A 26,110-nucleotide genomic window follows, 5' to 3' on the forward strand; every position below is an offset into this window, starting at 1 on the left:
CCGTCTCGCCGGACACCGACGACATCGAGATGTCCGAAGCACCACCGGCCGCGCCGCCAGCGCCGAACCCGCAGCCGCAGGCCCCGCAGAACGCCACACCGCCCGACCGGGAGCCCGTACCCGCACCTGCCGAGCAGGATCCGCCCAGCCAGCGGCCCGAGCCGGCGCCGGCGGCTCGGCAGAGTCCGGCGCCGCCCGCCAACCAACCCGAACCGGCGTCGGCACCGGGGCCCGGGCAGCCGGCTCCACGGCAGGCTGTACCGGTGGCTCCGGCACCTGCCAACCAACCCCCGCCGGCGTCGGCACCGGGGCATCCACAGCCGGTCGTGCCGATGGCACCGCCGCCGCCGACCGCGCCGCCCAGCACGCACGGCGCGCGGTTCGTCGAGCTGTCCACCCGGGCGGCCGACCCGTCACTCACCCCGGATCAGGGTGCCGTTCTGCAACAGCAGCGGGCCGGCGCCTTCGGCGACCTGCTCGACCACGTCTCCGCGTCGCCGCGGCCGGACCTGCCCCCGGTCGTGTCGAACAACCCGGTCGGCGGCGTCGACCACACCGGTGATCTCGCCATCGTCCGCGACGCGCTGGTCCCCGAGCTGGCCCAGATCAACCCGGTCAAGCTGGGTTCCCAGGACACCAACTGTCACCTGGCCGTCCAGCACACCGACCGGTTGCTGGACGGGCAGCCCGCACAGCCGACCCCGAAGTCCGCCCCCATGCCCGTGTCCGGCCTCGAACAGGCGATGGGCGGCACGTTCGGCCCGCCGATCGACAACCTGATGGACACGATCGCCACGCTGAGCACGTTGCCGCCCGGCTCACGCGGGATCATCGGCTGGTCCTTCCCGCCCAAGCCGAACGGTGATCCGCGCGTCGGTCATTTGGTCAACGTCGTACGGCTGCCCAGCGGGCACCTGATCTTCATCGACGGGCAGGCCGGTGACATCGCCACGCTGCCGGATCCGGCCGAGAACCCCCGCTTCCACGTCATGCCGACCCACGTCGCCCCGTCGACCCAGCCGGCACCGCACACCGGCCCGGCCGCGACGCCGACCGCGAACACCAGTACCACGCCGAACCCCAGCCCGGCATCCAACACCACCGCGCCGAACCCGCGCGCGGCACCCGACGCCGGCAACACCCCGAGCGCGCGTCCGACACCCAGTGACCACCCGACGGCGAGCCCGAGTTCGGCGCCCAACACCAGCAGCACGCCGAGCCCGAGTTTGGCGCGCGACACCAGCAACACGCCGAACGTGAGCTCGACGCCCAACACCAACAACACACCGAGCCCGAGTTCGACGCCGGACGTCAACGCGGCGAACCCGGCGGCGGGACCGGTCGCCGACCCACCGGCGAACCCGGCTCCGAACACCGACGGCACACCGGATGCATCGTCGCCGCTCGGCGACGGTACCCAAGACACGACCGGGCACTCGTCGGTTCCGACGTTCGGTTCGCAGCCCGGGCACGACACGCCGACCGACCCGAGCTCCGACACCCAGTCCCACTCCGACCCCGACTCGGAGTACGAGTCCGACGAGGGCGACCCGCCGGCGGATCTCCTGGTCGAAGCGTCGCCCGAGGACTCCGATACCGAGTCGGACGACGGCAACCCACCGGCCGACCTGCTGATCGAGGCACCGAGTTCGCCGGATCGGCAGACGTCGCCGGAGCCGACGGATCCGGTACAGGACTTCATCGACACCTACGTACCGGACCTGTCGAACTGGGCGACCGACGACACCGACGCGGCCGTCTACCTGTTCATGACGCAGAACGGCTACCTGTGGGCCGGCCCGCAGCACGCCGGCTCGCCGGAAGGTCGCGCGTTCATCGCCGAGCACTCCCAGGCCAACCTCGACGACATGCAGCGGCAGTTGGGGCCGCCCCAACCCTGGCACGACACCGTACGGCGCAAGGTCGAGGACGCGCTGGCGAACCGGGAGCTGCACCACTACACGACGCAGAACCGCGCCAACACCATGCTCGGCGCCGGCGAGATGAAGTCCCAGATCAAGCTGGCCCAGGACGATCCGGCGGCGGCGCACAACACCGGCGAGTTCGACGCCCAGGACCTGGCCAACCACGGGTTCGTCTTCTTTTTCGTCGAGGGCCGGAACATCCCCTTCCGCAACACCAGGTTCGCCGAAGGCGACACCAGCGGCCCGGCCCGCATCGCGCTGCCGATCGACCGGCTCACCGACAACGGCTGGATCATGCTCAACGACTTCTACGACCAGGAGTCGCCCACCCTGCGCGCCGACCGGGACGGGAACCTGCTGTCGTACAAGCGGGAACGATGGTCGAACGGCGAGCCCTCGGCCTTCAACTCGCCCGAAGCCAAGATGGTCCAGTCCTCGCAGCAGATCGCGGACATCTGGAGCAACTACCCCGACGCCGACGACCACGCCGACCGGCTGGCGAACAACCTCTCCGCGTCGCTGAGCAACGGCAGCGACGCGCTGACCGACGACGACGTCGACCACATCACCCAGATCATCCAGCTCAGCAAGAACATCAGGCAGACGTTCCGGGACGACGACGTCGACGACACCTACCAACGACACGTCGACGACCTGCAACGCCAGTCCGACCGGGCCAACCAGTTCGATCGGCAGGTACGACGCTTCGACCCGGGCCCCGACGGCTCCTACGACACCGGGTACATGCTCCACATCGACGGCGACGCGCGGCGGATCGACGAGGCCTTCTACCACGACCAGATCTCCGACCACCCGGAGAACCTGCACAACAACATCCTGGCCGGACCGCACATCATCCCCGGCCTCGCCAGCCGCATCCTGCTCGACATCTCGCGCATCGAGGCCCGCGGTGGCAACCAGGAGCTCGTCGACCGGTTGAAGAACCTGTCCGGCGACCAGCTCGTCGACCGGCTGTTCAAGGACTTCACCCGGCCGCAGGCGATGCTTCCCTGGTCCGCACCCATCACCGCAGACAACGTCGTACACCCGCCACCGCCAGCGAACCAGCCGCCGGCCGCTACCACACCAGCGGGCCACCCGGGCACCGACCCGGCATCGGACAACGGATCCACCGAGACGACGCCGACGAACGAGCCGCCTGCGGACACCTCCCCCACGGGAACCGCGTCTCCGGGTGCCGCGGCGGCGAGCACGACTTCCCCGCACCAGGACGCGCCGACGCCGGCGGCACCGCCGCAGACCCCCGGCGGGCCGGCACCGGGGTCGTCGAGCGAGCAGAACCCCAGCGGTACCGCGGATCTCCTGTTCGGCTCGCCGTCGCCCCGGGCAGCCGCGCCGCCCGACGCCGGGCTGACGTCCGGGTCCGACGGATCGGCGAGCACCGACGTCGCCTCGACGGCGATCGCGCCGGCCGAGCCGCGTTCGAGCGACCCGGCGCCCGCTTCCGACCGAGTCCCGCCCGCGCGGCCGGCGCACCCCGACAGCCGGCAGCAGGCCAGGAACCCGCAGCAGGACGCCGGTCACCCGGTCGGATCCACCACCGACGCACGGCGCAGCGATCAGCCGCTCGCCCCGACCGAGCAGCGGCAGACGCCGCGGATCGACGAGACCACCACCGGCACACGGCCCGTACCGCACGACGGCACGACCACCGTCGAACAGCCGGCACCACACCCCGACGAGTCCGCCACGACCGGCACGCAGCTCCCACCGCACGCCGACGCCACGCCGCAGCCCGTGCCGAACGACGAGACCGGCAAGGTCGAGGCACGGCACGCATCACCCACCGAAACACCTCAGGCGCCACCCGCCACCACCACCGAGGCACGGCGCACGCCGCCCCTCGACACCACCGACGTGGCGACGCCGGCCTCTCCCCTCGACGCCGCAGCAACGCAGCACACGCCGCCCGCTGGCACCAGCAACCTGTCGCAGCCAACGCCGCCGGCCGACACCAGCAACGTGGGGGCTCCGGTGTCACCGGCCGACACCGCGACCGTCGAGGCACCGCGCACGCCGTCCGCCGACCCGAGCAGCGAAGCGGCGCCAACCTCTCCCGTGGACACCCCCAAGGTCGCGACACCGCCCACGGCCCCCGCAGCCACCACCAGCGCCGAAACACCGCAGGCGCCCACCGGCACCGAGGTACGGCGGACACCACCTGACGACACCAGCAGCGTGGCGGCTTCAGCGCAAGCCAACACCGCCAGGTCCGCGGCACAACACCCGCCACCCGCCGACACCAACAACCCGTCCCCACCGGCACCACCCGCCGGCACGGCGAACCTCGAGACCCGGCGCACACCGCCCGCCGGCCCCAGCAAGGCGGCAACGCCGGCATCCCCAGTCGACACGGCGAACGTCGAGGCGCAGCACACGGCGCCCGGCGACACCACCGACGTGGAGACTCCGGCGTCACCCGCCGACACCGGGAACGTCGAGGCGCAGCACACCGCGCCAGCCGACACCACCGACGTGGAGATTCCGGCGTCACTCGCCGACGCCGCGAACGTCGAGGCGCAGCACACGACGCCCGCCGACACCACCGACGTGGAGGCTCCGGCGTCACCCGCCGACACCGCGAACGTCGAAGCGCAGCACACGACGCCGGTCGGCTCCACCGGCGCCGAAGCGCAGCAGACGTCACGGATCGACGGGGCCAACACCGATGCGGCGGGAGACACGCGCGTCGAGACCGGCGGTACCGATGGGCAGCAGGAGGCGCGCGGCGCCGACGGGCAGCGGAGCGGTACGACGGGCGACGGCGAACGGGCGCTGGCGCCGGCGGCGGCGCTGGACCGGGTGGTCAGCGACGGGGTGCCGGTGCTGTTGGGTGGCGAGCAGGTCGCGAGCGATGCCCGGGCCAACGGGCTGCCCGCCGACGTCGCCGATCGGATCGGCCGACTGATCCGCGAACGGCCGCAGTTCCTTGCCGGCAGCGGCTATCCGGTCACGATGATCGGCAACGACGGCAAGCGGTACGACCTCGTCGTGTCGCTCGTGCCGCCACGGACCTGGCGGGAGAGTACCGACAGCGCGGCCGGATCGAAGGACGGCGCCACGGACGCGTCGTGGTCGGTGGGTACCAGCGACACGAACGGCACGACCGCGACGACGTCGGACCGTACCGAGGTGGCGGTGGCGCTGCCGCTGGACGGGGCACACGGTGTCTTCGCCCGGCTGCGGCTACGGGCGGGACGCACCCGTGGGTTCACCGCCAGCCGGTCGTTCCAGGTGAAGAAGACCTCGTCGGTGGCGCAGAGCGGGCTGGAGCGCACCGCGACGGCGGACGCGCGGGTGCGGGTCGCCGCCACCGTGGACGGCCGGGGTGTCCGGTTCGAGACGACCGTCCCGGACGGGCTGCGGGTACGGCTGCCGGCCGAGGAGTCCTCCCCGCGACGGGTGCCGGCGCGGGTACGGTTGCGTCCGCGGGCCTGGCCGGCGATCACCGCGGTGGGCACCGACTGGAGCCGCGGCAGCACCGGAGAGCCGGCCAGCAACGCGCTGCAGCAGGCGATCGACGCGGTGCCGGACGAGTCGGCGCGGGTCGCGCTGCGCGAGTTCACGGCGCCGGACCGGATCGCCGCCCTGGCGCCCGACCTGCTGGCCGGCCCGGTGCAGGTGCCCGGTACCGGCTTCACCGTCTCGCTCAAGCCGACCGGTCGCGGACGCTACGTGCGCCACGACCGGTCCTCGGGTACCACGGTGGCGCACGAGTTGGCCGGCAAGGACGCGTCGACGAACAAGGTGGCGAGCACCCGGCTGGTGGGGGCCGGGATCGCGCTCGGGCCGAGCCTGACCGCCGGCGTGGCGCGGGTGCGTGCGGCGCTGGTCGGCGGTTTCACCCGGTCCGCCGAGCACGCCGTGACGGTGGGCGGCGACGCCGCGGTGACCGGCTCGCGGACCAGCACCTCCTCCGCGGTGTACCGGGTCCCGCTCGCGCTCACCCTGCACGACACCGCGACAGGTCGCGACACCCGGGTACCCGGCCGTGGTTGGCTGCGGATGCCGCAGTCGACCGCGCGGGACCTCGCCGGCTGGCGCAGCGACTTCGCCCGCACCGGCGAGCAGCACGACGCATCGCGGCCCGCCGAACAGCGTGACCCGGCCCGGTCCGGCGAACAGCACCACACCGACCGGCCCACCGGGCGGCCCGACACCGACCGGCCCGGCGGGCAGCGCGATACCGACCGGACAGGCGGGCGGCGCGACACCGACCGGCCCGGCGGGCGGCGTGATGCCGATCGGCTCGGCGGGCGGCGTGATGCCGATCGGGTCGGTGGGCGGCCGCCGCTCGACAGTGCGGCCGGGGCCGTCGAACTCGCACCGGGTATGCAGGTCACCGGCGTCCAGGCCGACACACCGGGCGGCGGCGACCCGTTGCGGCGGTTCGCCGATCGGGTGGTCCGCGCCGTGGCGAGCCAGTACCCGGGGCTGGTCGCCGATCCGGACACGAACGCCGGATCGGCGCTGGCGCAACGGAACCTGGACACGCTGCGGACCGCGCTGCAGGACACCGCGGTGCTGTCCCAGCTGGATCGGATCACCGCCGACGGCCTGCCGATCAGGTTGATCCGGCCCGGCCTGGTGCGGCACTCGGCGGTGACGGTGACCCTCCGCGGCGACCTGACCGACCCGTACTTCCTGGGCACCGACGCCGGAACTCGGTGGAAGGGCGGGAACTCGGCCGCGGTGAAGCTCGACGGCAGCAGTTCCCGGACCGACCAGGGCGAGCTCGGGCCGGAGCTGGCCGTGACCGCGGTGACCCCGGTCGGCCCGGAACGGCTCGGCGGCAACGCGTCGGTCAAGGTGGCGCGCGGCCGGACCGAACTCACCTCGTACGGGCTGAAGGCGACTTCCGGGCACACCGGCAGCAGCGACCGGCCGGTACAGCAGTGGTCGGCGAACGTCTCGCTGCGGGCCGAGGCGACGGCCAACCATCAGGTCGCCCAGTGGCTGGTGGCCGCCCTGCCGGTGATCGGCGCGGCGTCGGTGCGCGGCGACCGGCTCGCGGTCCGCGGCACCCGCCGGTACCTCGGTGGCGTGCGGGGCCAGGCCCGGATGATCGCGCCGCTCGACGCCCCGGCGCCGGCGCCGAAGACCGGAGCGGCGGTCGCGCCGACTCCGATCGGCACCGCGGATCCGGTCCGGGCCCGCCTGCTCGACGGGAAGCTTCCGCTGCCCCGGCAGGGGAACGCGGCGAACGGCGTGTGGCTCTCCCAGCCGTACCGGGTGGAGCGGTTGGCCGGCGCCGACCAGCTGTCCGGCAGCGCCGCCCGGGTCGTCGCCGCGGTCACCGGCTCGACCGTCGACCAGCATCCGGTCACCACGATGGATGCGGAGTTCACCCCGTCGCGGCTGGGTGGAGAGCTGGGGCGGCAACTCACCGGCGGTCGCGACGTCAGCGGCCTGCAGGCCAAGGGCGTGTTCACCGACCGGCTGCTGCGGGTGGTGGTGGAAAGCGAACTGGACCCCACCAGCCTGCGCGCGGTCGGTCCGGTCACGAACGCGCACTCCCTGGAGGTGTCCGCGGAGCAGGAGACGTCGTTCGGCGACTCGGTCGCCACCACCACGGACGTCTCCGCGAGCGCCGGGATCACCGCGAGCGGAACCACTCCGGGCATCCCGGCGACCGGCAGCCTCCTGCCGGGTGCCTCGGTCGGCCGCGGCTCGTCGCACACGCTCGGCGGTTCCGGCACGGTGACCGCCAAGGCGTCCCGTACCCTCAGCGAGCCGACCATCGTGGTGCAGGGCACCGTGACCCACCACGTGCATGCGGTCTCCGGCCGCACCGGCTGGCTGCCACGGCTGGGCGGCTGGGCGCGCCGGCTCGGCGGCCGGGAACGCAGCCGACCGCGGTACGCCGGGGAGTCCGTCACCGTGCCCGACGGGGTACGGCTGCGGCTGCCGGTGCGGGTGGCCCGCGAGCTGGGCATCCTCGGCCCGGGCGCCGACACCGCACCGGCCGGGCACACCGCCGCCACCGAGGCCACGCCACCGGCCGCGACACCACCAGCCGCGGCCACGCCACCGGCCGCGACGACGCCAGCCGCGGCCACGCCACCGGCCGCGACGCCGCCGGGCGCGACCACGCCGCCGGCTGGGACCATGGGGCCGGAGGGGACGGCGGTCTCCGACGCACGGACGGGGACGGCGGACGACAACTCGACCGCACGGTCCTGGCGGCCGGACACGACCGACGGTCGGCTCAGCGGCCCGTTCGTCGCCGGGCAGTTGCAGGGTGCCGCGCTGGTCGACTCGTTGATGGCGCAGGCGGCGCGGCGCCGCATCCCCGGGTTGCGCGACGCCGATGTCCGGGCGGACGTCAAGGCCAACCTGAGCCGCATCGCGGCCGCGCTGTCCGACACGGCAGCGGGCGGCCTCGGGCCCACGATGGCCCGGCACGGGCTGTCGTTGCGGGTGGACCAGGCCGGGTTCTGGCGGCTGCACGACGGTCGGGTCACCCTGTCCCTGGAACCGGCCGGTGAGCCGGAACTGGTGCGGTTGGCGCCCGGCGGGAAGCTGTCGGAGAAGCTGTCGGTCGACAGCAAGAGCGAGGATGCCCGCCAGCGGACCAGCACCGCCGGCGCCGGCATCGACACCAGTGTCACGGTCTCCTCCGGCGGCGGTACCCCGTCGACCTCCCTCGGTACCAGCGGGGTGCGCGGCAGCGCGGCGACGGCGAGCGGTGCCACCGAGTCGACGACGGGGCACCAGGAGCTGAGCCTGTCCACCCAGGAACCGGTGGCGCACTTCCGGCACGGCGTGCGGGTCAAGGCGGTCGTGCAGCTGTCCGACGGCACCTCGTTCACGGTCACCAGCCCGGTGACCCAGCTGTACGAGGACGTTCCGCTCAGTCTCGCCCGGCTCGCCGACCGCCCCGCGACCGGACCCACGACGACGGCGACGATCGACCCGGTCCGGTTCACGTCCGGCCCGGGCGCACCGATGCCGGCCGGCATCGTCCTGAGCGGGCACGCCTTCCCGCAGCGGGTGCACGACGTCGAACGGATCCGGGCAGGAGCCCAGCAGGCCGTCCGCAACGCGGGCCGGGCGGCCACCGACGTCGGCGCGCCGCCAGCCCGTACCGGCCTGGTCGGGCCCGGCAGCGCGGGCGCGGCGACGGTGCACGCGACGTTGAGTGACAACGTGCTCCGCGGTCACCTGCCGTCGCTGTCGGGCGGCGCCGGGGCGCTGGAGACCACGCTGCGCGATCCTCGACCGTTGCGGCCGGCGGTGCGGCTGCGGACCGAACTGTCCCTGCACGCCCACGGCGCCCGGCTGGTGCGGGTCGGCGACGGGCGCAAGCTGGGCAACCCGGACCGGGGCTCCGGGCCGGACGCGTCGCGGCCCGAGACGACGTCGACCGACCGTACGGCGAGCACCCGGTCGGACGCCACGCAGGGCGCCGGGCAGACCACCCGGCAGCAGGTCGAGCCGGCACCGCCCGGCGGGCTGGCCGGCTACGTCGCCCCGGGACCGAGCGTGCCGCTCGCCGCCGACAGCCGTACCGACGGCGTGCAGACCACGCACGACACCAGCGCCGGCACCGAGCTGACCGAGCGCGAGGGCCGCGCCCTGCTGATCCGCGTGCCGGCCACGTGGCGGCACACCGCGACCCGGATCGGGAACCCGCCCTGGGCGGCCGACGGGGGATCCGCGGTGGTCGACGTGCACTCCACAGTGGACGTCTGGGTCTCCGAACAGGAAGCCCGATCGCTGGGCGTCATCACCGACGAGACGTTCCCGGACGCCGTCTCCACCGCGTGGGACCAGGTGAAGAAGGTCGCCGACCAGTGGACCGAGGCCGCCCGCAAGCGGCAGGACCTGGCCGGTCTTCTCGACTCGCTCGGCGCCGAACGGCGCGCCGGCGAGGCGCGGCAGCAGGCTGCCCGCACCGACGCCGAGAAGGCGGCGGCCCGGGCCGAGCTCAGCAAGATTGACGCCCGGATCGCCGACGGCACCGTCGAACTGAGCCGGGCCCGGTCGGGTACCGACGTGCTGGACCGGCAACTGGTCGACGCCCGCCGGGCGGCCGAGGAGTTGACCGACTGGTACGCCCGCCCCGCCGAGCAGCGGACCGGTGCGCCGCCGGCGACCTTCACCGCGACCGAACCGGCACCGCCCGCCCCGCAGTACTCCACTGTGGACGGTGTACTGGTCGACCCGGGCGGGCGGCCGGTGCGGCAGGTCGGCGGTTGGCCGGCACGCGACTCGCAGTTCGCCGCGCTGCACCACGCGCTGAGCGAGCGCGGCCACGACCTCGACCTGGATGGGTTGCGCGACCGGATCGCCGGCCGGATCGGTACCGATCCGCAGCTGCGCGCGTTCGCCGGACTCGACCCGGCCGAGCGCTTCGGCTCCGACGAGTTGCACCGCGCCGGCGTGCGGCTGGCCGAACCCATGCTCAGCGAGTACGACGACACCGGGCTGGTGCCGGAGCTGCCGGACGAGCCGGCGTTCGAGCCCGCCACGCGGGCGGGGCTGGCCGCCTCCTCGGTGCGCCGCAGTGCCGTCGACGCCGGTGCCGGTACCGGCGGCGATCTGGTGGCCGCCGCGGCGGCGCGGGAGTTCGGGGTGCCGATCCGGGTGGTCCGCGCGGACGGCGGCTTCCAGGACTTCTCCCCGCGAGGGCCGAACGAGCCGCCGCATGACGCCGGCACCGCACCGAACGACCCGCCGGGTGCCGGGGGTACGGCGCCGAACGAGCCGCCGGACGGCGTCGGCGGCGTGCCGGCGATCGTGCTGCACCTGGACGAGCACGACCGGTACACGGTGGTGCTGGCGACGAACCCGCCCGTCGAGCTCCCCGGCGATGGTGCGAGACCGCCGCTCCCCCACGACGAGGGCGCCGAGAGGCCGCCCGCCGGACCAGCCGAACCGGACGAGCCCGTCGAACCGGACGGGTACGCCGGGAACAGCGAACCGCCGGGAAAGCCGCTGTACCAGGGGAACGTGCTGGTGGGGCGAGGGTTCGGTGAGTCGCCGCCGGCGCACCCCGCCGGTACGGTGCCGGACGACGCCGTGCCGGCCCGGCCGCTGCGGCACCGGGGCGCGGTGGTGGGCATGGGATTCCTACCCGAGGGCACGGGGATGCGGAGGAGACCGACGTGGCCGTGACGACACTGCTCGGACCGGCCGGACAGCCGGTGCAGCTACCCAGCGAGCTGGTCGCGGCGGCGAGTCCGGACGAACCGCTGCACCTGGTCGACCCGTACTTCGCGGGCTCGGCCCCGGTGCCGGCGTGGGCGCTCGTCGGCCGGTGGCCGTGCGCCGAAGTCGGGCAGCCGGGCGAGTTCGAGCCCAACCCGGGCCATCGGGAGTCGCCCTGGTCGCTCGGCTGGCCGGAGCCCACCGACCCGGTCGACGCCGCCGCGTACCGGCTGGCCACCGAGTACGGCGACCTGGACGGTCTGCTGGCGGCGTTGCGGGACGCGCAGCTGGCGGTGCTCGTCGACGCGGCGGGCGCACCGGTGCGCGCGAGCGACCCGGACGGCGCTCCGGTGGTACCGGTGTTCTCCGCCGAGGAGCAGGCCGCACCGGTCTCCGGGCTGGGTACGGTGGTGCTCTCGGTGGCCGAGCTGGCGGCGCGGCTGCCGGCCGGCCACGATCTGCTGCTCAACCCGGCCGGCGTGGCGACCACCCGGATCCCGGCCGACGGCCTGCTGGAGGTGCTGCGAGGGTGACCGCGACGGACCGGCTCGACGTGCTGTTCCGGATGGTGATGGCCGACGCGGCGACCGCCGAGCAGCTCCAGGCGGCGCTGCACGACGCCACGCTCTTCGTGGCGCTCGATGCGGGCGAGCGGCCGGTGATCGCGCCCGCTCCCGACGACGTCCCGTGCGTGGTGGTCGCAACGAGCGAGGCGCATCGGCAGCACGCCGCGGCGGCCAGCTGGCAGCCGGCCGATCTGATGGAGCTGATCACGCTGCTGCCGGACGAGATCGACGTGCTGTTCAACCCGGCCGGCCCGGTGCCGTTCCGGTTGGTCGGCGACTTCGTCCGGGACACCGTACTGCTGGGCGACGACGAGCTCGCCGCCGCGCGGGCGTCGTTGCCCGGCCCGCCGGCTCGCGGCGACACGGTGCCGGTGGGCGGACCGGCGAGCGAAGGCGAGGGCTGACCGCGACATGGACGTCGACGAAGCGCGATCGCTTGCCGCGCAACGGCTCGCCGAGCTGCAGGACCCGGCCACCCCGCTGCGGCTGTCCGACGCGCCGCCGGACGAGTACCCGTGGTGCTGGGCCTTCGCCTACAACACCGTGGCGTGGTACGAGACGGGCGTGTTCACCGACGCGGTCGCGGCCGGCCCACTGGTGGTCGACAAGGACGGCGCGGCGGTCTGGCAGGCGCCGTCCGCACCGCCGTTGGAGCGCTGGCTCAACGAGCACGCCCGGCAACGCGGGCTGCCGGAGATCCCGATCCCACCGCCGGCGGGCCTGTGGTGAGCATCTTCGTGTCGGTCGCGTCCTACCGCGACCCGGAGCTGGTGCCGACCGTGCTGGACTGCCTGGCCAAGGCCGCCTCCCCGGACGAGCTGCGCATCGTGGTCAACTGGCAGCACCTCGGCGACGAGGACGTGTCCGCGCTGCGCGACGACCGGCGGGTCACGATCCTCGAGTTCGACGCCCGCCAGAGCCGGGGCGCCTGCTGGGCCCGCGCCAAGATCCAGCAGCACTACGTCGACTCCGACTGGTACCTGCAGGTCGACAGCCACACCCGCTTCGTACCGGGCTGGGACGAGCGGCTCGTCGCGATCGCCGAGCAGACCGGCGCGGCCAAGCCGATCGTCACCGCCTACCCGGCGGCCTACGATCCGGCGCGGGAGCTCGACGGCGCCGCGCAACCCACCGCGATCGTGCTGTCCGGCTGGACGGCGGACGGGTTGCCCGAGGTCGGCCAGGTGTTCCTGACCGGCAAGCAGCAGCCGCCGAAGCCGGTACGGGCCCGGTTCCTCGCCGCCGGGTTCCTGTTCGCGCCGGGGACGTTCGTCCGCGACGTCCGCTACGACGAGAAGATCTACTTCATGGGCGAGGAGATCAACCTCGCGACCCGGGCGTTCACCCACGGGTACGACCTGTTCCACCCGGCCGAGATCCTCGCCTGGCACTACTACGTGCGCGAGGATGCGCCGCATCACTGGGACGATCACGCCACCGCCGAGGAACCCTGGTACGAGCTGGACCGGGCCGGGCGCCGCCGGGTGCGCACGTTGCTGACCTGGCCGATGTTCGGCGAGCTGGCCCAGGGCGAGGCACGCACGATGGCCGACTACCAGGCGTACGCGGGTGTCGACTTCCAGCGCAGGACCGCGGAGGACGCGGCGAGGCTCGGCATCGAGCCGGCACCGGTCCCCCGCTGACGACGCCGCCGGCACGCACCCCTCGGCGCGCCGGCGGCAGGTACGGCGGGTGTCCGTCCCGGCCGCGGGGACGGCGGGTGTCCGTCCCGGGCGCGGGGACGGCGGGTGTCCGTCCCGGGCGGCAGCTACGGCGGTCGTCAGCCGCGGCCGGCAGCTACGGCGGCCGCCGGCACTGGCGTCAGCTACGGCCGTCAGTGCCGGCGGCCGGTCCGGGCGGCGAGCACGACCGCCGAGGCGACGAGGGTGTGCATGAGCATCAGGCCGACGACGTTGGCGGCGGTGGCGCCGGCCGCCAGCAACGACAGGTCGGGGATCCAGCTCAGCAGCAGCACCGACGGCACGAGAATCCGCAGCAGGTGCGGCACCCTGCGGGCGACCAGCGCCCACCCCGCCGTACCGGCGAGGACCCCGATCAGCGTCGCCGGTACGTAGGAAACGGGTGTCAGGCCCATCCCGATGCCGCCGGTGTCGAGCGCGGCGGCGACGAGTGCGACGACGGTGTTGGCGGCGACGGCCACGACGGCGGCCAGCCCGACCCGCAGCGCGACGGTCGATCGCGGGGTGGAGGTGATCGAGGCGGTCATGACGCCCTCCTTGGGTTGCGTGTGCAACCCAAGCTACGTTGAGTTGCGTGTTAAAGTCAAGCGTGGTGAGTTCACGGGAGGACGACGAGCCGGCGACGTGGCTGGACAGCGACCAGCAACAGGCCTGGATCAATCTGGCGAAGGTCCTGCTCACGCTGCCCGGAGCGCTGGAGAGTCAGCTGCTGCGCGATGCCGACCTGACCCTGCTGGGCTACATGATCCTGGCCCGGCTGTCGGTCGTGCCCGAGCACACCCTGCGGATGAGTCAGATCGCCGAGATGGCCAACGGCTCGCTGCCGCGCATCTCGCACGCGGTGACCCGGCTGGAGGACCGCGGCTGGGTCACCCGCACGGTACGCACCGGGCAGGGCCGACGGTTCACCGAAGCGACGCTCACCCCCGCCGGCCGCACCCACCTGGAGGAGTCGGCGCCGGCCCACGTCGCCACCGTGCGCCGGCTGGTGGTCGAGCCGCTGGGCCGGCACTTCGTCGGGTTCGGCCGGGATGCGCAGCGCATCGTCGAGGCGCTCGGGCTGCCCACCGAGATACTCCGACCCTGAGCGCGCAGCCACCGCGATCCGGCTGCGCCTCGATCACCCGCAGGGCGACGGCGCCTAGGTTCGCGGTACGTCACGGCGTCGGAAGGCGACGAAGCCGAGCAGCAGCAGCGCGACGGCGACCAGCGACAGCACGGCCAGGCCGCCCGGTTCTGCCGTACCCAGCGGCGGGTTCCCGACGTGCGTGGTGGGGGCGAGGTCGAGCACCCACTGCGCGAGTTTCAGGCCGGGGCCGAGGAAGGCGATGAAGGTCGCCACCGCGTACGCCGCCCAGCCGAGGCCGACACCGCGCGGCCACAGGCCGAACAGCGCCAGCGCGACGCCGCCGAGCACCAGCTCGGCCGGCAGGTACGCCAGGCCGGAGCGCACGATCGCGCCGAACTCGTCGGTGTCACCGACCGACCACGCCGTCGTCGACGCCAGTACCAGCGAGGAGCCGACCACGATGACCGCGAGCCCCGCCGCGACGACCACCGCATGCGCGGCCAGCCAACGGATCCGGGACAGCGTGCCGGCGAGCCGGGTCTCCAGCCGGCCGCCGGCCTCCTCGGCGCGCAGCGTGCCGATCGCCTGGATCAGGTAGCCGGTGCCGATGACCGCCAGGTACAGCTGGGTACCGGCGACGAAGCCGTGCAGCGGCCGGGCACCGCTCATGCCCATGGCTGCGGCCAGCCCCGGGTTGCCGGCCAGCGCGCCGAGAAGCTGCCGTGCCAGCGCGCCCATCATCCCGGTCAGCAGCACCCCGCCGGCCAGCCAGCCGAGCGTTGCGGGGGCGTGGATCCACGCGGCGAAGCCGATCGGCTGCCGGCGAAGCCGGGTCGCGTGGCCCGGGCCGAGGCCACCGCGCAGCAGCGCGCTGCCCAGGTCACGCCGCGCCGAACGCCACAGCGCCGCACCGCCCGCGACCAGCCCGGTGCCGACCGGAAGCAGCAGCACCCACCAGCGCCGGTCGGCGAACGGCGCCGCCTTCTCGACCCAGCCCAGCGGGGACAGCCAGGTCAACCAGCCGGCGGCGGTCGTGTCGCCGACCCCGCGCAGCGCGTACGCCACGGCGAGCACGATCAGGCTCCCGGCGTAGACGCCCCGCCCGTGCAGGACCAGTTGCGCCAGCAGCGCGGCGACGCCGGCGAACGCGAACGCCAGCGCGCCGAGTGCCGCGCTGTAGAGGATCGCGGCGGCCACCGGCACCCCGGCGAGCGCCAGCCCGGCGGCGAACAGTACCGAGGTGGCGAGGATCGCCGCCGTCGCGACGGCGAGCGCCGCGAGCACCGGCTGGTGCCGGGCGATCCGGCCGGCGAGGACCGTCTCCAACCGGCCGGTCTCCTCCTCCCGGCGGGTCGACCCGGCGACCAGCGCGATGCCCAGCAACGGAAGCAGGAACGAGGCCAGGAACCCGAACTCGTCCTGGATGACCCCGCCGAGGCTGTCGATGCCCTCGACGTGGCCGTTGATCGCGGCCAGCGCACTGCCGGCGGTGACCGCCTCGGCGTAGCCGTGGATCTTCGCCGGCGTGTCGTACAGTCCGGCGATCGACGCCGCCGTCCCGATCATGCTCGCGGCGAGGGCGATCACCCAGACCAGGATGCCGCGGCGGCGGGTGCGCCAGACGATCCCGACCATGGTGGCCAGGCCGGGCCGGCGGGGGTTGCGGGCGCTCATCGGTGCTCCTCCCTCGTCGCGACACCGGGGTGGCGCCGGGCCGCGCCGGGCCCGTGACTCGCGCGCTCGCTCACCGGGTGGCTCCGGCAGGCGTCTCCCCCGGCTCGCGGGCGTCGACCGGGTCCGCGTAGTTGCGCAGGAACAGCGCATCCAGACTCGGCGGGGTGACCGTCAGGGTGTGTATCCGCGCGGCGTGCAGCCGGCCGACCACCGCGTCCAGGTGCTCGGCGTCGACGGTGAACCGCACGTCGACCTGCCCGTCCCGGCTGGTGCTGGCCCAGTCGGCCACGCCCTCGGCGCCGGCCAGCCCGTCGGGTGCGGCGACGGTGACCGCGTGCACCGACGTGCGGGTGTGGCGGCGCAGCTCGGCGAGGCTGCCGGTGGTCACCGTCCGGCCGTGCCGGACGATGCTCACCCGGTCGGCCAGCGCCTCGACCTCGTCCAGCAGGTGACTGGAGAGCAGCACCGTGGCGCCGTCGTCGCGCCGCTCCCGCACGCACCGCTGGAACGCCTGCTCCATCAGCGGATCGAGCCCGGAGGTGGGTTCGTCGAGCACCAGCAGGTCGGCCTCGGCGGCCAGCGCCGCGACCAGCGCGACCTTCTGCCGGTTTCCCTTGGAGTAGTCCCGGATCCGCTTCGTCGGGTCCAGGTCGAAGCGCTCGATCAGCGCTCGCCGGCGTGCCTGGTTCACCGCGCCGTGCGTGGCGCCGAGCACGTCGATGCACTGGCCGCCGGTGAGGCCGGGCCACAGGGCGACATCGCCGGCCACGTACGCGAGGCGTCCGTGCAGCGTGGCCGCCCGGCGCCAGGGATCGGCACCGAACAGCTCGACGTGCCCGCCGCCGGCCCGGATCAGCCCGAGCAGGATGCGGATGGTGGTGGACTTGCCCGCCCCGTTGGGGCCGAGGAAGCCGTGCACCTCGCCCGGCCGTACGGACAGGTCGAGGCCGTCGAGGGCGCGGACCTTGCCGAACGACTTGGTGAGGTTGCGGATGTCGATGACGGGTGCGCTCGACACGCTCACGAGGACTCCTCCCCGGGCGCGACCACGAACACGCCCCTGGTGTAGACGTCGGTGACCTCTCGGGTCCAGCGGGCGATCCCGTCCGAGGTGAGCGGGTCGACCCCGATCGCGGCGGCGATCTGGTTGCGCAGCAGCACCAGAGCCAGGTCGTTGACCAGCAGGAACGTCGCGAGAACGGCCGGGTCCTGAGCGGGCCGGACGGCACCCAGCTCGGTCATCGCGTCGAGCATCCGGCGGGTGAGATCGACCCAGCGGCCGAACAGCGCCGCTCCGGCGGGGTCGCCGACGAGCAGCAGGCGGCGCAGGTAGGCGGGCAGCGGGGAGCCGTGCGGGAAGGCCCGCGCGAACATCTCGGCGACCGAGACCCAGTTGTCGCCGGTGACCGCCTCGGCCAGGTCCTGCTCGTCCATCGCGAACAGCGAGTCGAAGGCCTGCGCGGCGTGCTCGTCCACCGCCGCTCGCAGCCCCTCCTTGCTGCCGAAGTGGTGCACCACGAGCGCGGGTGACACCCCGGCCGCGGCGGCGATCTCCCGCACCGTGACGGCGTCGTGGCCGCGTTCGGCGAACAGGCGCAGCGCGGCGTTGCGGATGTTCGCCTTCGCGGTGAGATCGTTCTCGTCGGCGACTGAACTCATGTTCAACATACTAAACGCGCGTACAGCCCGCTGGCAAGAACCTCGCTCAGAGCACGTCGAGGGTGGCGTGCCGGCGGCTGCCGCGCTCGAACAGCGCCAACAGACCGATCGCGAGCAACGCGTAGCCCGCGGCGAGGCCCAGCTCGGCGCCGAGCGGCGGTACCAGCCGGGCCAGCGGCGCGCCACCGGCGGCCTCGCGGGCGGCGGTCGCCGCGTGCCGAAGCGGCAGCAGCGCGCCGGCGGCCCGCAGCACCGGCGGCAGCGCAGCCGGCGCCACGTTGACGCCGCTGACCAGCAACAACACCGCGTCAGCGACGTTGGACACCAGCCACACGTCGCGAAACCGCAGCCCGATCGAGCCGAGCGTCAGCCCGAAGAACGAGCAGGACAGCGCGCCCACGCAGATCGCCAGCGCCAGCCCCGGCAACGACCGGACGCCGATCGGGATCCGCAGCAGCAGCGCCCCGACCGTCAGCGTGAACGCCGAGATCAGCACCCCGTTCACCGCGTACGGCAGGGCCCGCCCACCGAAGACCGCGGCGCGCCGCAGCGGGGAGAGCAGCAGCGGGCCGAGGGTGCCGTACCGGCGTTCGTTGGCCACCGCCATCGTGCCGCCGTACACGCAGGCCAGCGCGGCGCTCAGCACGGCGTTGCCGACCAGGTAGCCGAGGTCGTCGCCGACGTGCAGGGTGCGGCCGAGGTAGACGAAGAACAGCAGCTGGAACACCGGCGAGACGAGCAGGGTGCCGACGAACATCGCCGGCGTGGTCCAGTTGAACAGGGCGCGGTAGGCGATCACGCCGCCGACGGTGAGCAGTCTGAGAGTGCGCATGGTTCCTCACTGGGACGAGCGGATGCGGCGATCGTTGGCGCGCCGCCGGCCGGAGGTATTTATGTCCACTGTGGACAGACACGGCGCCGGGCCGGCGGCGCCGATCAGGTCAGGGCGAGGGTCGCGGTGACCCGGGCCCGCCGGTCCACGAAGTGCAGCGCGATCGCGCCGAGCACCAGCGCGATCAGCGCCTCGCCGACACACAGCGCCAGCGCCGGCCACACCGGACCGCCGGTCACCGCCGCCCGCAGCGCCCGGGCACCCCAGGTGGTCGGCAGTACGGCGGCGATCGGGCCGGTCCAGCCCGGCAGCGCGGTCACCGGAACGAGCATCCCGGACAGCAGCCAGACCGGGTAGCCGAGCGGGTTGACGATCGCGTTCGCGTTGCGCAGCAGCACGAACGTACTCGCCAGCAGCAGCCCGAACGCGCCCAGCGCCAACACGCACACCGGCGCGGCGACCACGAACCACAGCGGTGCGGCGAACGACGGCGGGACCCCGAGCAGCAGCACGCCCCACAGCAGCGTCGCGACCACCGAGTACAGCCCGACCAGGCCGGTGGCCAGCGTGATCGGCAGGATCTTGAACGCCGGCCGCATCGGCGTGATCATCAGGATCTCCAGGGTGCCCTGGAACCGCTGGTTCTGAATGGCCGCACCGGAACCGAACAGCACCGACGACCAGACGCCCATCATCCCGGCCCCGACCGCGGCCAGCAGCAGCGCCGGCGGGTTCGTGCCGGCCTTGAACAGGTAGACCGCGAGCGTCGCCTGCACCAGCGGAACCAGCAGCGAGATGGTGATCTCCAGCGGCGACCGGCTCTGCTGCTTGACCTGCAACAGCGTGCCGAGCAGCAGCATCCGTACCGGGTTCACGCCGCCGCCTCGGCCCGCGTCGAGTTGACGATCGCCACGTACGCGTCCTCCAGCGTCGGCGCGCGCGTCTCCACCCGGCCGAGCCGTACCCCGGCCAGCTCCCGCAGTACGGCCGGCTGCACGTCGACGTGCGCGTCGGTCTGGATGCGCAGCGTCTGCTGCTGGCCGGACACCTCGACGGTCGCGTCGCGTACCCCGCTCAGTGCGTCGAGGTGCGCCAGGTGCGCGTCGGTCACCCCGTACGCCTCGACCGACAGCACCCGCCGGCCGGCCGCCGCGTGCTTGAGCTCGTCGGCGGTACCCAGCGCGGCGAGCCGGCCGGCGGCGATCACCGCGATCCGGTCGCACAGCTCCTCCGCCTCGGCCATGTAGTGCGTGGTCAACAGCACCGTGGTTCCGGACGCGGACAGCTCGGCGATCATCGCGCGCAGCTCGCGGGCCGCCACCGGATCGACACCGATCGACGGCTCGTCCAGGAACAGCACGTCGGGTTCGTGCAGCAGCCCGCGGGCGATGTGCAGCCGCTGCCGCATGCCCCGCGAGTACCCCTCCACCCGCTCGTGCTCGCGGCCGGTCAGGTCGACGGCGTCCAGCAGGGCGCCGATCCGGGCCCGCTGCTCGCGCGCCGGCACGCCGTACAGCTCGGCGAAGTAGCGCAGGTTGTCCAGCGCCGAGAGCCGTTCGTACAGGCCGCGGTCGCCGCCGAACACGTAGCCGATCCGGCGCCGCACGGCGCGGGTGTCGCGGACGACGTCGAGGCCCATCACCCGGGCCGTGCCGCCGGTCGGGGTGAGCAGCGTGTTGAGCATCTTGATCGTGGTCGTCTTACCGGCGCCGTTCGGGCCGAGCAGCCCGAACAGCTCGCCGCGGGCCACCGCGAAGTCCACCCCGCGCACCGCGTCGACACTGCCGCGCCGCGGCCGCAGCCAGCCGGTCCGGGTCCGGTACGTGCGGCGCAACCCCACCGCTTCGATCGCCAGTTCACCTGCCATGCCGGCACGGTAGGAACCGCGGCCACCGCGACGCCAACGATTCGGCAGCGACCGAATCGACCGGAAACGCCGCCCCGCGGCCGATCCGAGGTACCGGGCCGAGCCGTCCGGGCACCGCGCGAAGCCCGACCGGGACGTCAGGGCGAAGCCCGACCGGGACACCGCGCGCGGCCCGGCGGGGACACCGGGCGGCGCCGATCGGAGGTCCGCTACGCCGATCCGGGCTCGCTGCGCGGATCGGCGGCTGACGGGAATCCGGGTCGGCCGGCGCGCCGGGGACGGTCAGGCGACGGTGCTGCTGGCCGGGTCGGCGAGCAGCGTCAGCAGCGCGGTACCGGTCTCGGTGACCTGGTAGAGCACCGTACGGCCGTGCCGGCGGCGGGCGACCGCACCGGCGGCGAGCAGCGTGCCGAGGTGCTCGGACACCGTGCTCGGGGCGAGGCCGAGCCGGCGAGCCAGCATCGCGGTGCTGGTCGGCGCCACCAGCTCGCGCAGCAGCGTCGCCCGGCCGCGCCCCACCAGCAGCGCCAGCCGGTCGGCCGGCGCCGGCTCCGCCGGCTCACCGGCGAGCACCGCCGCACCGCGCGCCTGGTAGGACACCGCGGTGATGCGCGGATGGTCGGTGGAGCACATCAGCCCGCCGCGGGAGAACACCAGCGGGATGAGCAGCAGTTGCTTGTCGACCACCCGTTCCCGGTAGTCGAGCTGCTTGACCAGCGTCAGCACCGGCCGCTGCCAGCGGACCCGGTCGTGCAGGTCGGCGAGCAGCGCGTCGGCGCCGTCGGTGGCCAGCGCCCGGGCCCGGTGCAGCAGCTCCTCGTCGAGCACCGCGTGCAGCGCCGGCCAGTACGGTTCGATCGCCCGCTCGTGGTAGGCCAGCAGCTGGTCGGCGAGCCGGCACAGCGCTGCGCCCGGATCGGTACGAAACGGCGCCAGTGCCGGCGGTTCGCCGTCCGGGTGGTGCCGGTCGAGCTGCGCGACGATGGTGGCCGGATCGGTCTCGCACAGGGCGGTCAGCTCGTCGGCGATCGTCGGGGTCGGGCCGGCCGGGATCGGCGACAGGAAGTCCGGTGAGTTGCCGTCGGTCGCCGCCGGGTACCACCCGATCCCGGTCGCCGGCACCGCCTCGACGGCGCGCCGGGCCCAGTCCTGGTACGGGTACGGCGGCCGGCCACCGGTGCGGTGCAGCAGGTGCAGGCTGCACACCGTCTCCCACAGCGGGCTCAGCGCGATCCGGGTGCGCGACAGCGTCGGCTCGTCCAACTCGATCCGGATCACGTCCGGAGCATAGGCGGGCCGGGCCGGTGGTGGCCGGGAGTGTGACCGACGCTGCGGCCGGACCGGACGGCGCGTCGCGGTGGTGACGCCGCCGACGAACCCGGCAGGGCGGTCCGACCCGCCGGTACCGTTGCGGCGTGCTGACCGACTACCTGCTGCCCGGGGACGGCGTGTTCCCGGAGGGCATCACCGAGGACCCGGACGGGGTCAGGTTCTACGTCTCCAGCTACGCCCAGGGCACGATCTTCCGCGGCCGCCTGGGCGAACCGGAGACCGAGGTGTGGCTGGCTCCCGGCACCGACGGCCGGACCAAGGCGGCCGGGATGGTTGTCGATCCGGCCGGCCGGCTGCTGGTGTGCGGCGGCGACACCGGCCAGCTCTTCGGCTACGACACGACCAGCGGCGCCCTCCTCGCCCGCCACCCGGTGCCGGAACCGTCGCTGCTCAACGACGTGTGCGTGGCCGGCGGGTACGCGTACGTGACCGACTCGGTCCGGCCGGTGCTGTGGCGGGTGCCGCTGGGCGAGGAGATCGGCGCGCCCGAGGAGTGGCTCACGGTGCCCGATCCGGGCGAGTTGCCCTATCTCAACGGCATCGTGGCGCTGGACGGCGGCGCCACGTTGCTGGTCGCCGCGCAGGGCAGCGGAACGCTGTGGTGGGTCGACGTGGCGGCGGCCGCCGCCGAGCAGGTCGACGTGGCGGCGGCGGCCGCCGAGCAGGTCGACGTGGGCGGGGTGCCGGTCAACGGCGACGGGCTGGTCGTCGTCGACGACCTGGTGTACGTCTGCGACAACATCGACCGGCCTGACGGCGGCGCGGACTACGTGCTGACCGCGCTGCGCCCCGCGCCGGACCGGCGCTCCGCCGCGCTGGTCGGCCGCTGGCCGCAGCGCCACCGCGACACCCCGACCACGGTCGCGCACCTCGGCGACCGGCTGCTGCTGGTGCACTCCCAGTTCGCCGGCCAGCACGACGGCACCGCCGCCGCACCGTTCGTCGTCCGCGCCATCCCGGTCCCGGCCGTCGCCTGACCGCCGTCGAGTCGGGCGCCGGATCGTTGCCCAGAGGCTCCCGCCGTGCGCCGGATCCGTCGGCGCCGTGCGTGGCAGTGCCGGTCGGCGCGGCGCCGTACGCTGGTCGGATGCCTGATGCGACACGGTACCGGGAGACCGGTGAGGCGGCCTGGTCCTGGGTGCTGGCCCAGGTGCGCGACGACGACGGGCCGTGGCTACCCGAGGACGTGCCCGTCGACGGTGCACCGCCGACCGAGCCGGACGGCGAGCGCGACTCGGCGTACAGCGGCATCGCCGGGCTGGCGCCGGTGCTGACCGAGATCGCCCGGTACCGGCCGCTCACCGGCACCGAGCGCACCCTCGCCGACGGCATCGTGGCCAGGCTCACCGCGACCGCGCCGGAGCGTACCGAGGCGTGCTGGGCCGACGGGCTGGCCGGGCACGTCCTCGCGTTGCGGCAGCTCGCGCCCGGCACCGAACGCGTCGCGCTGCGCCGGCTGGCCGAGCTGGCCACCCCGGACGGCTGGCCCAGCACCTCCGACCTGGAGACGAGCGAGCCGATCACCGACCTGATCATGGGTACCGCCGGGGTCGTGCTGGCCGCCGCCTGGGCCGGCGGCCTGGACGCGACGGCGCTGCTGACGACCGGCGGCACCGCGCTGCTGGGTGCGGCCGAGCGCACCGAGGGCGGGCTCGACTGGCGACTGCATCCCGGCTACCCCGCCAGTACGCCGAACTTCGCGCACGGCACCGCCGGGGTGGCGAGCGCGCTGGCCGTCGCGGGCACTCTGCTGGGCCGGAAGGACTTCGTCGACGCCGCCGTCGACGGGGCGCGGCACCTGCTGTCGGTCGGGTCGCTCGCCGACGGCGGCTTCGTCGTGCCGCACACCCTGCCGTACTCCAGCCGCGAGGTCGAGCCGGTCACCTACGGCTGGTGTCACGGCCCGACCGGCCTGACCTACCTGTTCGCCGCGCTGGCGCGCGCCGGGGTGTCGGACGTCGACGGGCATCCGGTCGCCGAGCTGCGCGAGCGGTGCATCCGCTCGGTGCTCGACTCCGGGCTGCCGCAACGGCTGCGGCCCGGCTTCTGGGACAACGACGGCCGCTGCTGCGGTACGGCCGGGGTCGGCGACATGCTGCTCGACACCGCGCAGGACACCGGCAACGCGGAGCTGCTGGCTCCGGCCCGGACGATGGGCGACGCGCTGCTGGAGCGGGCGATCCGGGACGAGGCGGGCGCCCGCTGGCGGTTCGTCGAGTACCGGATCGAGCAGCCGCTGCTGCCGCCCGGTACGTCGTGGATGCAGGGCGCCGCGGGCATCGCGGCCTACCTGTTCCGGCTCGCCCGGGTACTCGACGACGGGCTGGCCGCCCCGGTGGTGGACCGCCCGGAACAGTGGTGGGCGGTCCCCGCCGCGCCGCGCGTCACCGGGTGAGGCGCGCTCACCACCAGGCGTGCTCCTGGGCCCGGTCGGTACCGTCGGTGCGGTCCAGGCCGTCCAGGGCGGCCATGTCCTCGTCGGTCAGAGCGAAGTCGAAGACCTGCGCGTTGCTCTCGATCCGCTCCCGGTGGGTGGACTTCGGCAGCACGACCAGGCCGCGCTGCAACGCCCACCGGATCAGCACCTGCGCCGGCGTGCGGCCCAGTCGCTCGGCGATCTCGGCCACCTGCCGGTCGCCCAGGTGCCGCCCGGTACCGAGCGGGCTGTACGCCTCGATCGCCACGTTGCGCTGCTCGCAGGCGTCCAGCAGCTTCCGACGGAACTCGAACGGGCTGAACTGGACCTGGTCGACCACCGGCGGTACCTCGGCCACCCCGAACACCGCGGCCAGCTCCTCGACGTCGAAGTTGGAGACGCCGATCGACCGCGCGTACCCGCGTGCGTGCGCCCGCTGCATCCCGTCCCACGCCCAGGTCGGCCCACCCTGCGGCCAGTGGATGATGTACAGGTCGACGTAGTCGACGCCGAGCCGCTCCAGGCTGCGCTGCGCCTCCCGCTCCGGATCCTCCCGGCCGGGGAAGAACTTCGTGGTGATGAACACCTCCTCGCGGGGCACTCCGCTGTCGCGCAGCGCGCGCCCGACGCTGCGCTCGTTGCGGTAGGCCTGCGCGGTGTCGATGTGCCGGTAGCCGGCGGCGAGCGCCCAGCGCACCGCGTCCTCGCACTCCCGCCCGTCCGGCACCTGCCAGACGCCCAGCCCGAGCAGCGGAATCTCGTTGCCGTCGGCGAGCACCCGGGCCCGCCCGTCCGCCGTCGTACCTGGCTCTGCCATCGCGCACTCCTTCACCGGGATCGGACTGCTGTCGAGGGTATCGACCCCGGCTCCCCCCGTCCGCCGCAACCGGGAGACGCGACAGCCGTCCCGTTCCGGCCGGCCCGTGCCGGATCCGGCCGCTTCGGCGGTGACGGCGCCCGCCAGCCGGCCCGGCGCGCGGGTGGTGCCTGGGCGGCGCGGACGGTTCAGGCGGCGTGCAGCAGCCGCTGCGGGAACGTCACGCCGGTCAGCTGTTCGGAGACCTGCCACAGGCGACCGGCGGTCGCGGTGTCCCGGGCGCGCGCGGAGCGGCCGACGAGCGTCGGCGCGCCGCGCCACTCCAGCAACCCGCGGGGCCCCACGTAGCTGTTGCCGGGCAGCTCGGCCGTCGCCGCGTACAGCATCGGCAGCGCGCCGGCGGCCGCGCTCTGCGCGAACGGCCGGACCAGCAGGTCGGCGAGCCGGTGCAGCCCGGTCTGCTGGCGCGACAGCAGGTTGGTGGCGGCGAGGCCGGGATGTGCGGCGGTCGCGAGCACCGGCGAGCCGGACTCGGTGAGGCGGCGCTGGAGCTCCGCGGTGAACAGCAGGTTCGCCAGCTTGGACTGCCCGTACGCGGCCATCGCCCGGTAGCGGCGCCGCCGCCAGTCGAGGTCGTCGAACTCGATGGTGCCCGCCCGGTGCCCGACCGAGGACACGGTGACCACCCGGCCGCGGATGCGCGGCAGCAGCAGGTTGGTCAGCGCGAACGGGCCGAGATGGTTGGTGCCGAACTGCAGCTCGAACCCGTCCGCGGTGCGTGACAGCGGCGGGATCATCACCCCGGCGTTGTTGATCAGCACGTCGATCGGCTCGGTGAACGCCGTGGCGAACTCGCGGACCGATGCGAGGTCGGCGAGGTCGAGACGGTGCACCTCGACCCGACCGGGCATCGTGGCGGCAGCCTCGCGCCCGTTCTCCACGGTACGGACGGCGAGCACGACCCGGGCCCCGGCGGCGGCCAGCGCTCGACCGGCGGACTGACCGATCCCGCTGTTGCCGCCGGTCACGACGACGGTGCGGCCGGACAGAGCGGAGAGATCGAATGTTGTCATGAGCAA

The 26,110-nt window shown here is 74.2% G+C and carries 18 protein-coding genes; 8 read left to right on the forward strand and 10 right to left on the reverse strand.

Annotation, left to right across the window (positions count from 1 at the left end; genetic code table 11):
• Positions 1-332: 332 nt before the first annotated feature.
• The 5 genes from NUM_RS23335 to NUM_RS23355 are packed head-to-tail and all read left to right on the forward strand — an operon-like array spanning position 333 to position 13,308.
• A complete protein-coding gene (locus tag NUM_RS23335; protein ID WP_207127060.1) occupies positions 333-11,066 on the forward strand; it encodes a toxin glutamine deamidase domain-containing protein in 10,734 nt (3,577 codons plus the stop codon).
• Entirely contained in the window at positions 11,057-11,632 is a 576-nt protein-coding gene (locus NUM_RS23340) for a type VII secretion system-associated protein (protein WP_207127061.1), read from the forward strand. Before NUM_RS23335 ends, NUM_RS23340 begins: the two co-directional genes overlap by 10 nt.
• Positions 11,629-12,069, forward strand: coding sequence for a type VII secretion system-associated protein (locus tag NUM_RS23345; RefSeq protein ID WP_207127062.1), 441 nt, complete (start codon positions 11,629-11,631; stop codon positions 12,067-12,069). The genes NUM_RS23340 and NUM_RS23345 overlap by 4 nt, the downstream gene beginning before the upstream one ends.
• Before the next feature lie 7 nt (positions 12,070-12,076).
• A complete protein-coding gene (locus NUM_RS23350; RefSeq protein WP_207127063.1) occupies positions 12,077-12,394 on the forward strand; it encodes a YrhB domain-containing protein in 318 nt (105 codons plus the stop codon).
• Positions 12,391-13,308, forward strand: a complete 918-nt coding sequence (locus tag NUM_RS23355) for a GlcNAc-transferase family protein (protein ID WP_207127064.1) — start codon at positions 12,391-12,393, stop codon at positions 13,306-13,308. The genes NUM_RS23350 and NUM_RS23355 overlap by 4 nt, the downstream gene beginning before the upstream one ends.
• Positions 13,309-13,499: 191 nt before the next feature.
• Here NUM_RS23355 and NUM_RS23360 read toward each other — a convergent pair whose 3' ends face one another.
• Positions 13,500-13,892, reverse strand: coding sequence for a DUF6069 family protein (locus NUM_RS23360; protein WP_207127065.1), 393 nt, complete (start codon positions 13,890-13,892; stop codon positions 13,500-13,502).
• Positions 13,893-13,957: 65 nt separating this feature from the next.
• Between NUM_RS23360 and NUM_RS23365 the strand changes: the two genes are divergently transcribed.
• Entirely contained in the window at positions 13,958-14,452 is a 495-nt protein-coding gene (locus tag NUM_RS23365; RefSeq protein WP_207127066.1) for a MarR family winged helix-turn-helix transcriptional regulator, read from the forward strand.
• A gap of 54 nt (positions 14,453-14,506) precedes the next feature.
• Here NUM_RS23365 and NUM_RS23370 read toward each other — a convergent pair whose 3' ends face one another.
• From NUM_RS23370 to NUM_RS23400, 7 genes are all read right to left on the reverse strand, one after another.
• On the reverse strand, positions 14,507-16,108 hold the full coding sequence (locus NUM_RS23370; RefSeq protein WP_207127067.1) for an ABC transporter permease: 1,602 nt from the start codon (positions 16,106-16,108) through the stop codon (positions 14,507-14,509).
• A 70-nt stretch (positions 16,109-16,178) separates the two neighbouring features.
• A complete protein-coding gene (locus NUM_RS23375; RefSeq protein ID WP_207127068.1) occupies positions 16,179-17,132 on the reverse strand; it encodes an ABC transporter ATP-binding protein in 954 nt (317 codons plus the stop codon).
• Positions 17,129-17,767, reverse strand: coding sequence for a TetR/AcrR family transcriptional regulator (locus NUM_RS37845; protein ID WP_207127069.1), 639 nt, complete (start codon positions 17,765-17,767; stop codon positions 17,129-17,131). The genes NUM_RS23375 and NUM_RS37845 overlap by 4 nt, the downstream gene beginning before the upstream one ends.
• 46 nt (positions 17,768-17,813) lie before the next feature.
• Complete coding sequence (locus NUM_RS23385) at positions 17,814-18,599, reverse strand: ABC transporter permease (RefSeq protein WP_207127070.1); 786 nt, start codon at positions 18,597-18,599, stop codon at positions 17,814-17,816.
• Between the two features lie 104 nt (positions 18,600-18,703).
• Positions 18,704-19,474 (reverse strand): ABC transporter permease, encoded by a 771-nt coding sequence (locus tag NUM_RS23390; RefSeq protein WP_225918793.1) that lies wholly within the window; start codon positions 19,472-19,474, stop codon positions 18,704-18,706.
• A complete protein-coding gene (locus NUM_RS23395) occupies positions 19,471-20,466 on the reverse strand; it encodes an ABC transporter ATP-binding protein (RefSeq protein WP_207127071.1) in 996 nt (331 codons plus the stop codon). The genes NUM_RS23390 and NUM_RS23395 overlap by 4 nt, the downstream gene beginning before the upstream one ends.
• 282 nt (positions 20,467-20,748) lie before the next feature.
• Positions 20,749-21,744, reverse strand: a complete 996-nt coding sequence (locus tag NUM_RS23400) for a helix-turn-helix domain-containing protein (protein WP_207127072.1) — start codon at positions 21,742-21,744, stop codon at positions 20,749-20,751.
• A gap of 137 nt (positions 21,745-21,881) precedes the next feature.
• Between NUM_RS23400 and NUM_RS23405 the strand changes: the two genes are divergently transcribed.
• Positions 21,882-22,775, forward strand: coding sequence for an SMP-30/gluconolactonase/LRE family protein (locus tag NUM_RS23405; RefSeq protein ID WP_207127073.1), 894 nt, complete (start codon positions 21,882-21,884; stop codon positions 22,773-22,775).
• A gap of 110 nt (positions 22,776-22,885) precedes the next feature.
• On the forward strand, positions 22,886-24,193 hold the full coding sequence (locus NUM_RS23410; protein ID WP_207127074.1) for a lanthionine synthetase LanC family protein: 1,308 nt from the start codon (positions 22,886-22,888) through the stop codon (positions 24,191-24,193).
• A gap of 7 nt (positions 24,194-24,200) precedes the next feature.
• Here the strand turns inward: NUM_RS23410 and NUM_RS23415 are convergent, their stop codons facing one another.
• Both NUM_RS23415 and NUM_RS23420 read right to left on the reverse strand, forming a co-directional pair.
• Positions 24,201-25,031, reverse strand: coding sequence for an aldo/keto reductase (locus tag NUM_RS23415; protein ID WP_207127075.1), 831 nt, complete (start codon positions 25,029-25,031; stop codon positions 24,201-24,203).
• A gap of 188 nt (positions 25,032-25,219) precedes the next feature.
• A complete protein-coding gene (locus NUM_RS23420; protein ID WP_207127076.1) occupies positions 25,220-26,104 on the reverse strand; it encodes an oxidoreductase in 885 nt (294 codons plus the stop codon).
• Between the last annotated feature and the right edge of the window lie 6 nt (positions 26,105-26,110).

This window comes from Actinocatenispora comari (assembly GCF_017312725.1).
GTDB lineage: Bacteria > Actinomycetota > Actinomycetes > Mycobacteriales > Micromonosporaceae > Actinocatenispora > Actinocatenispora comari.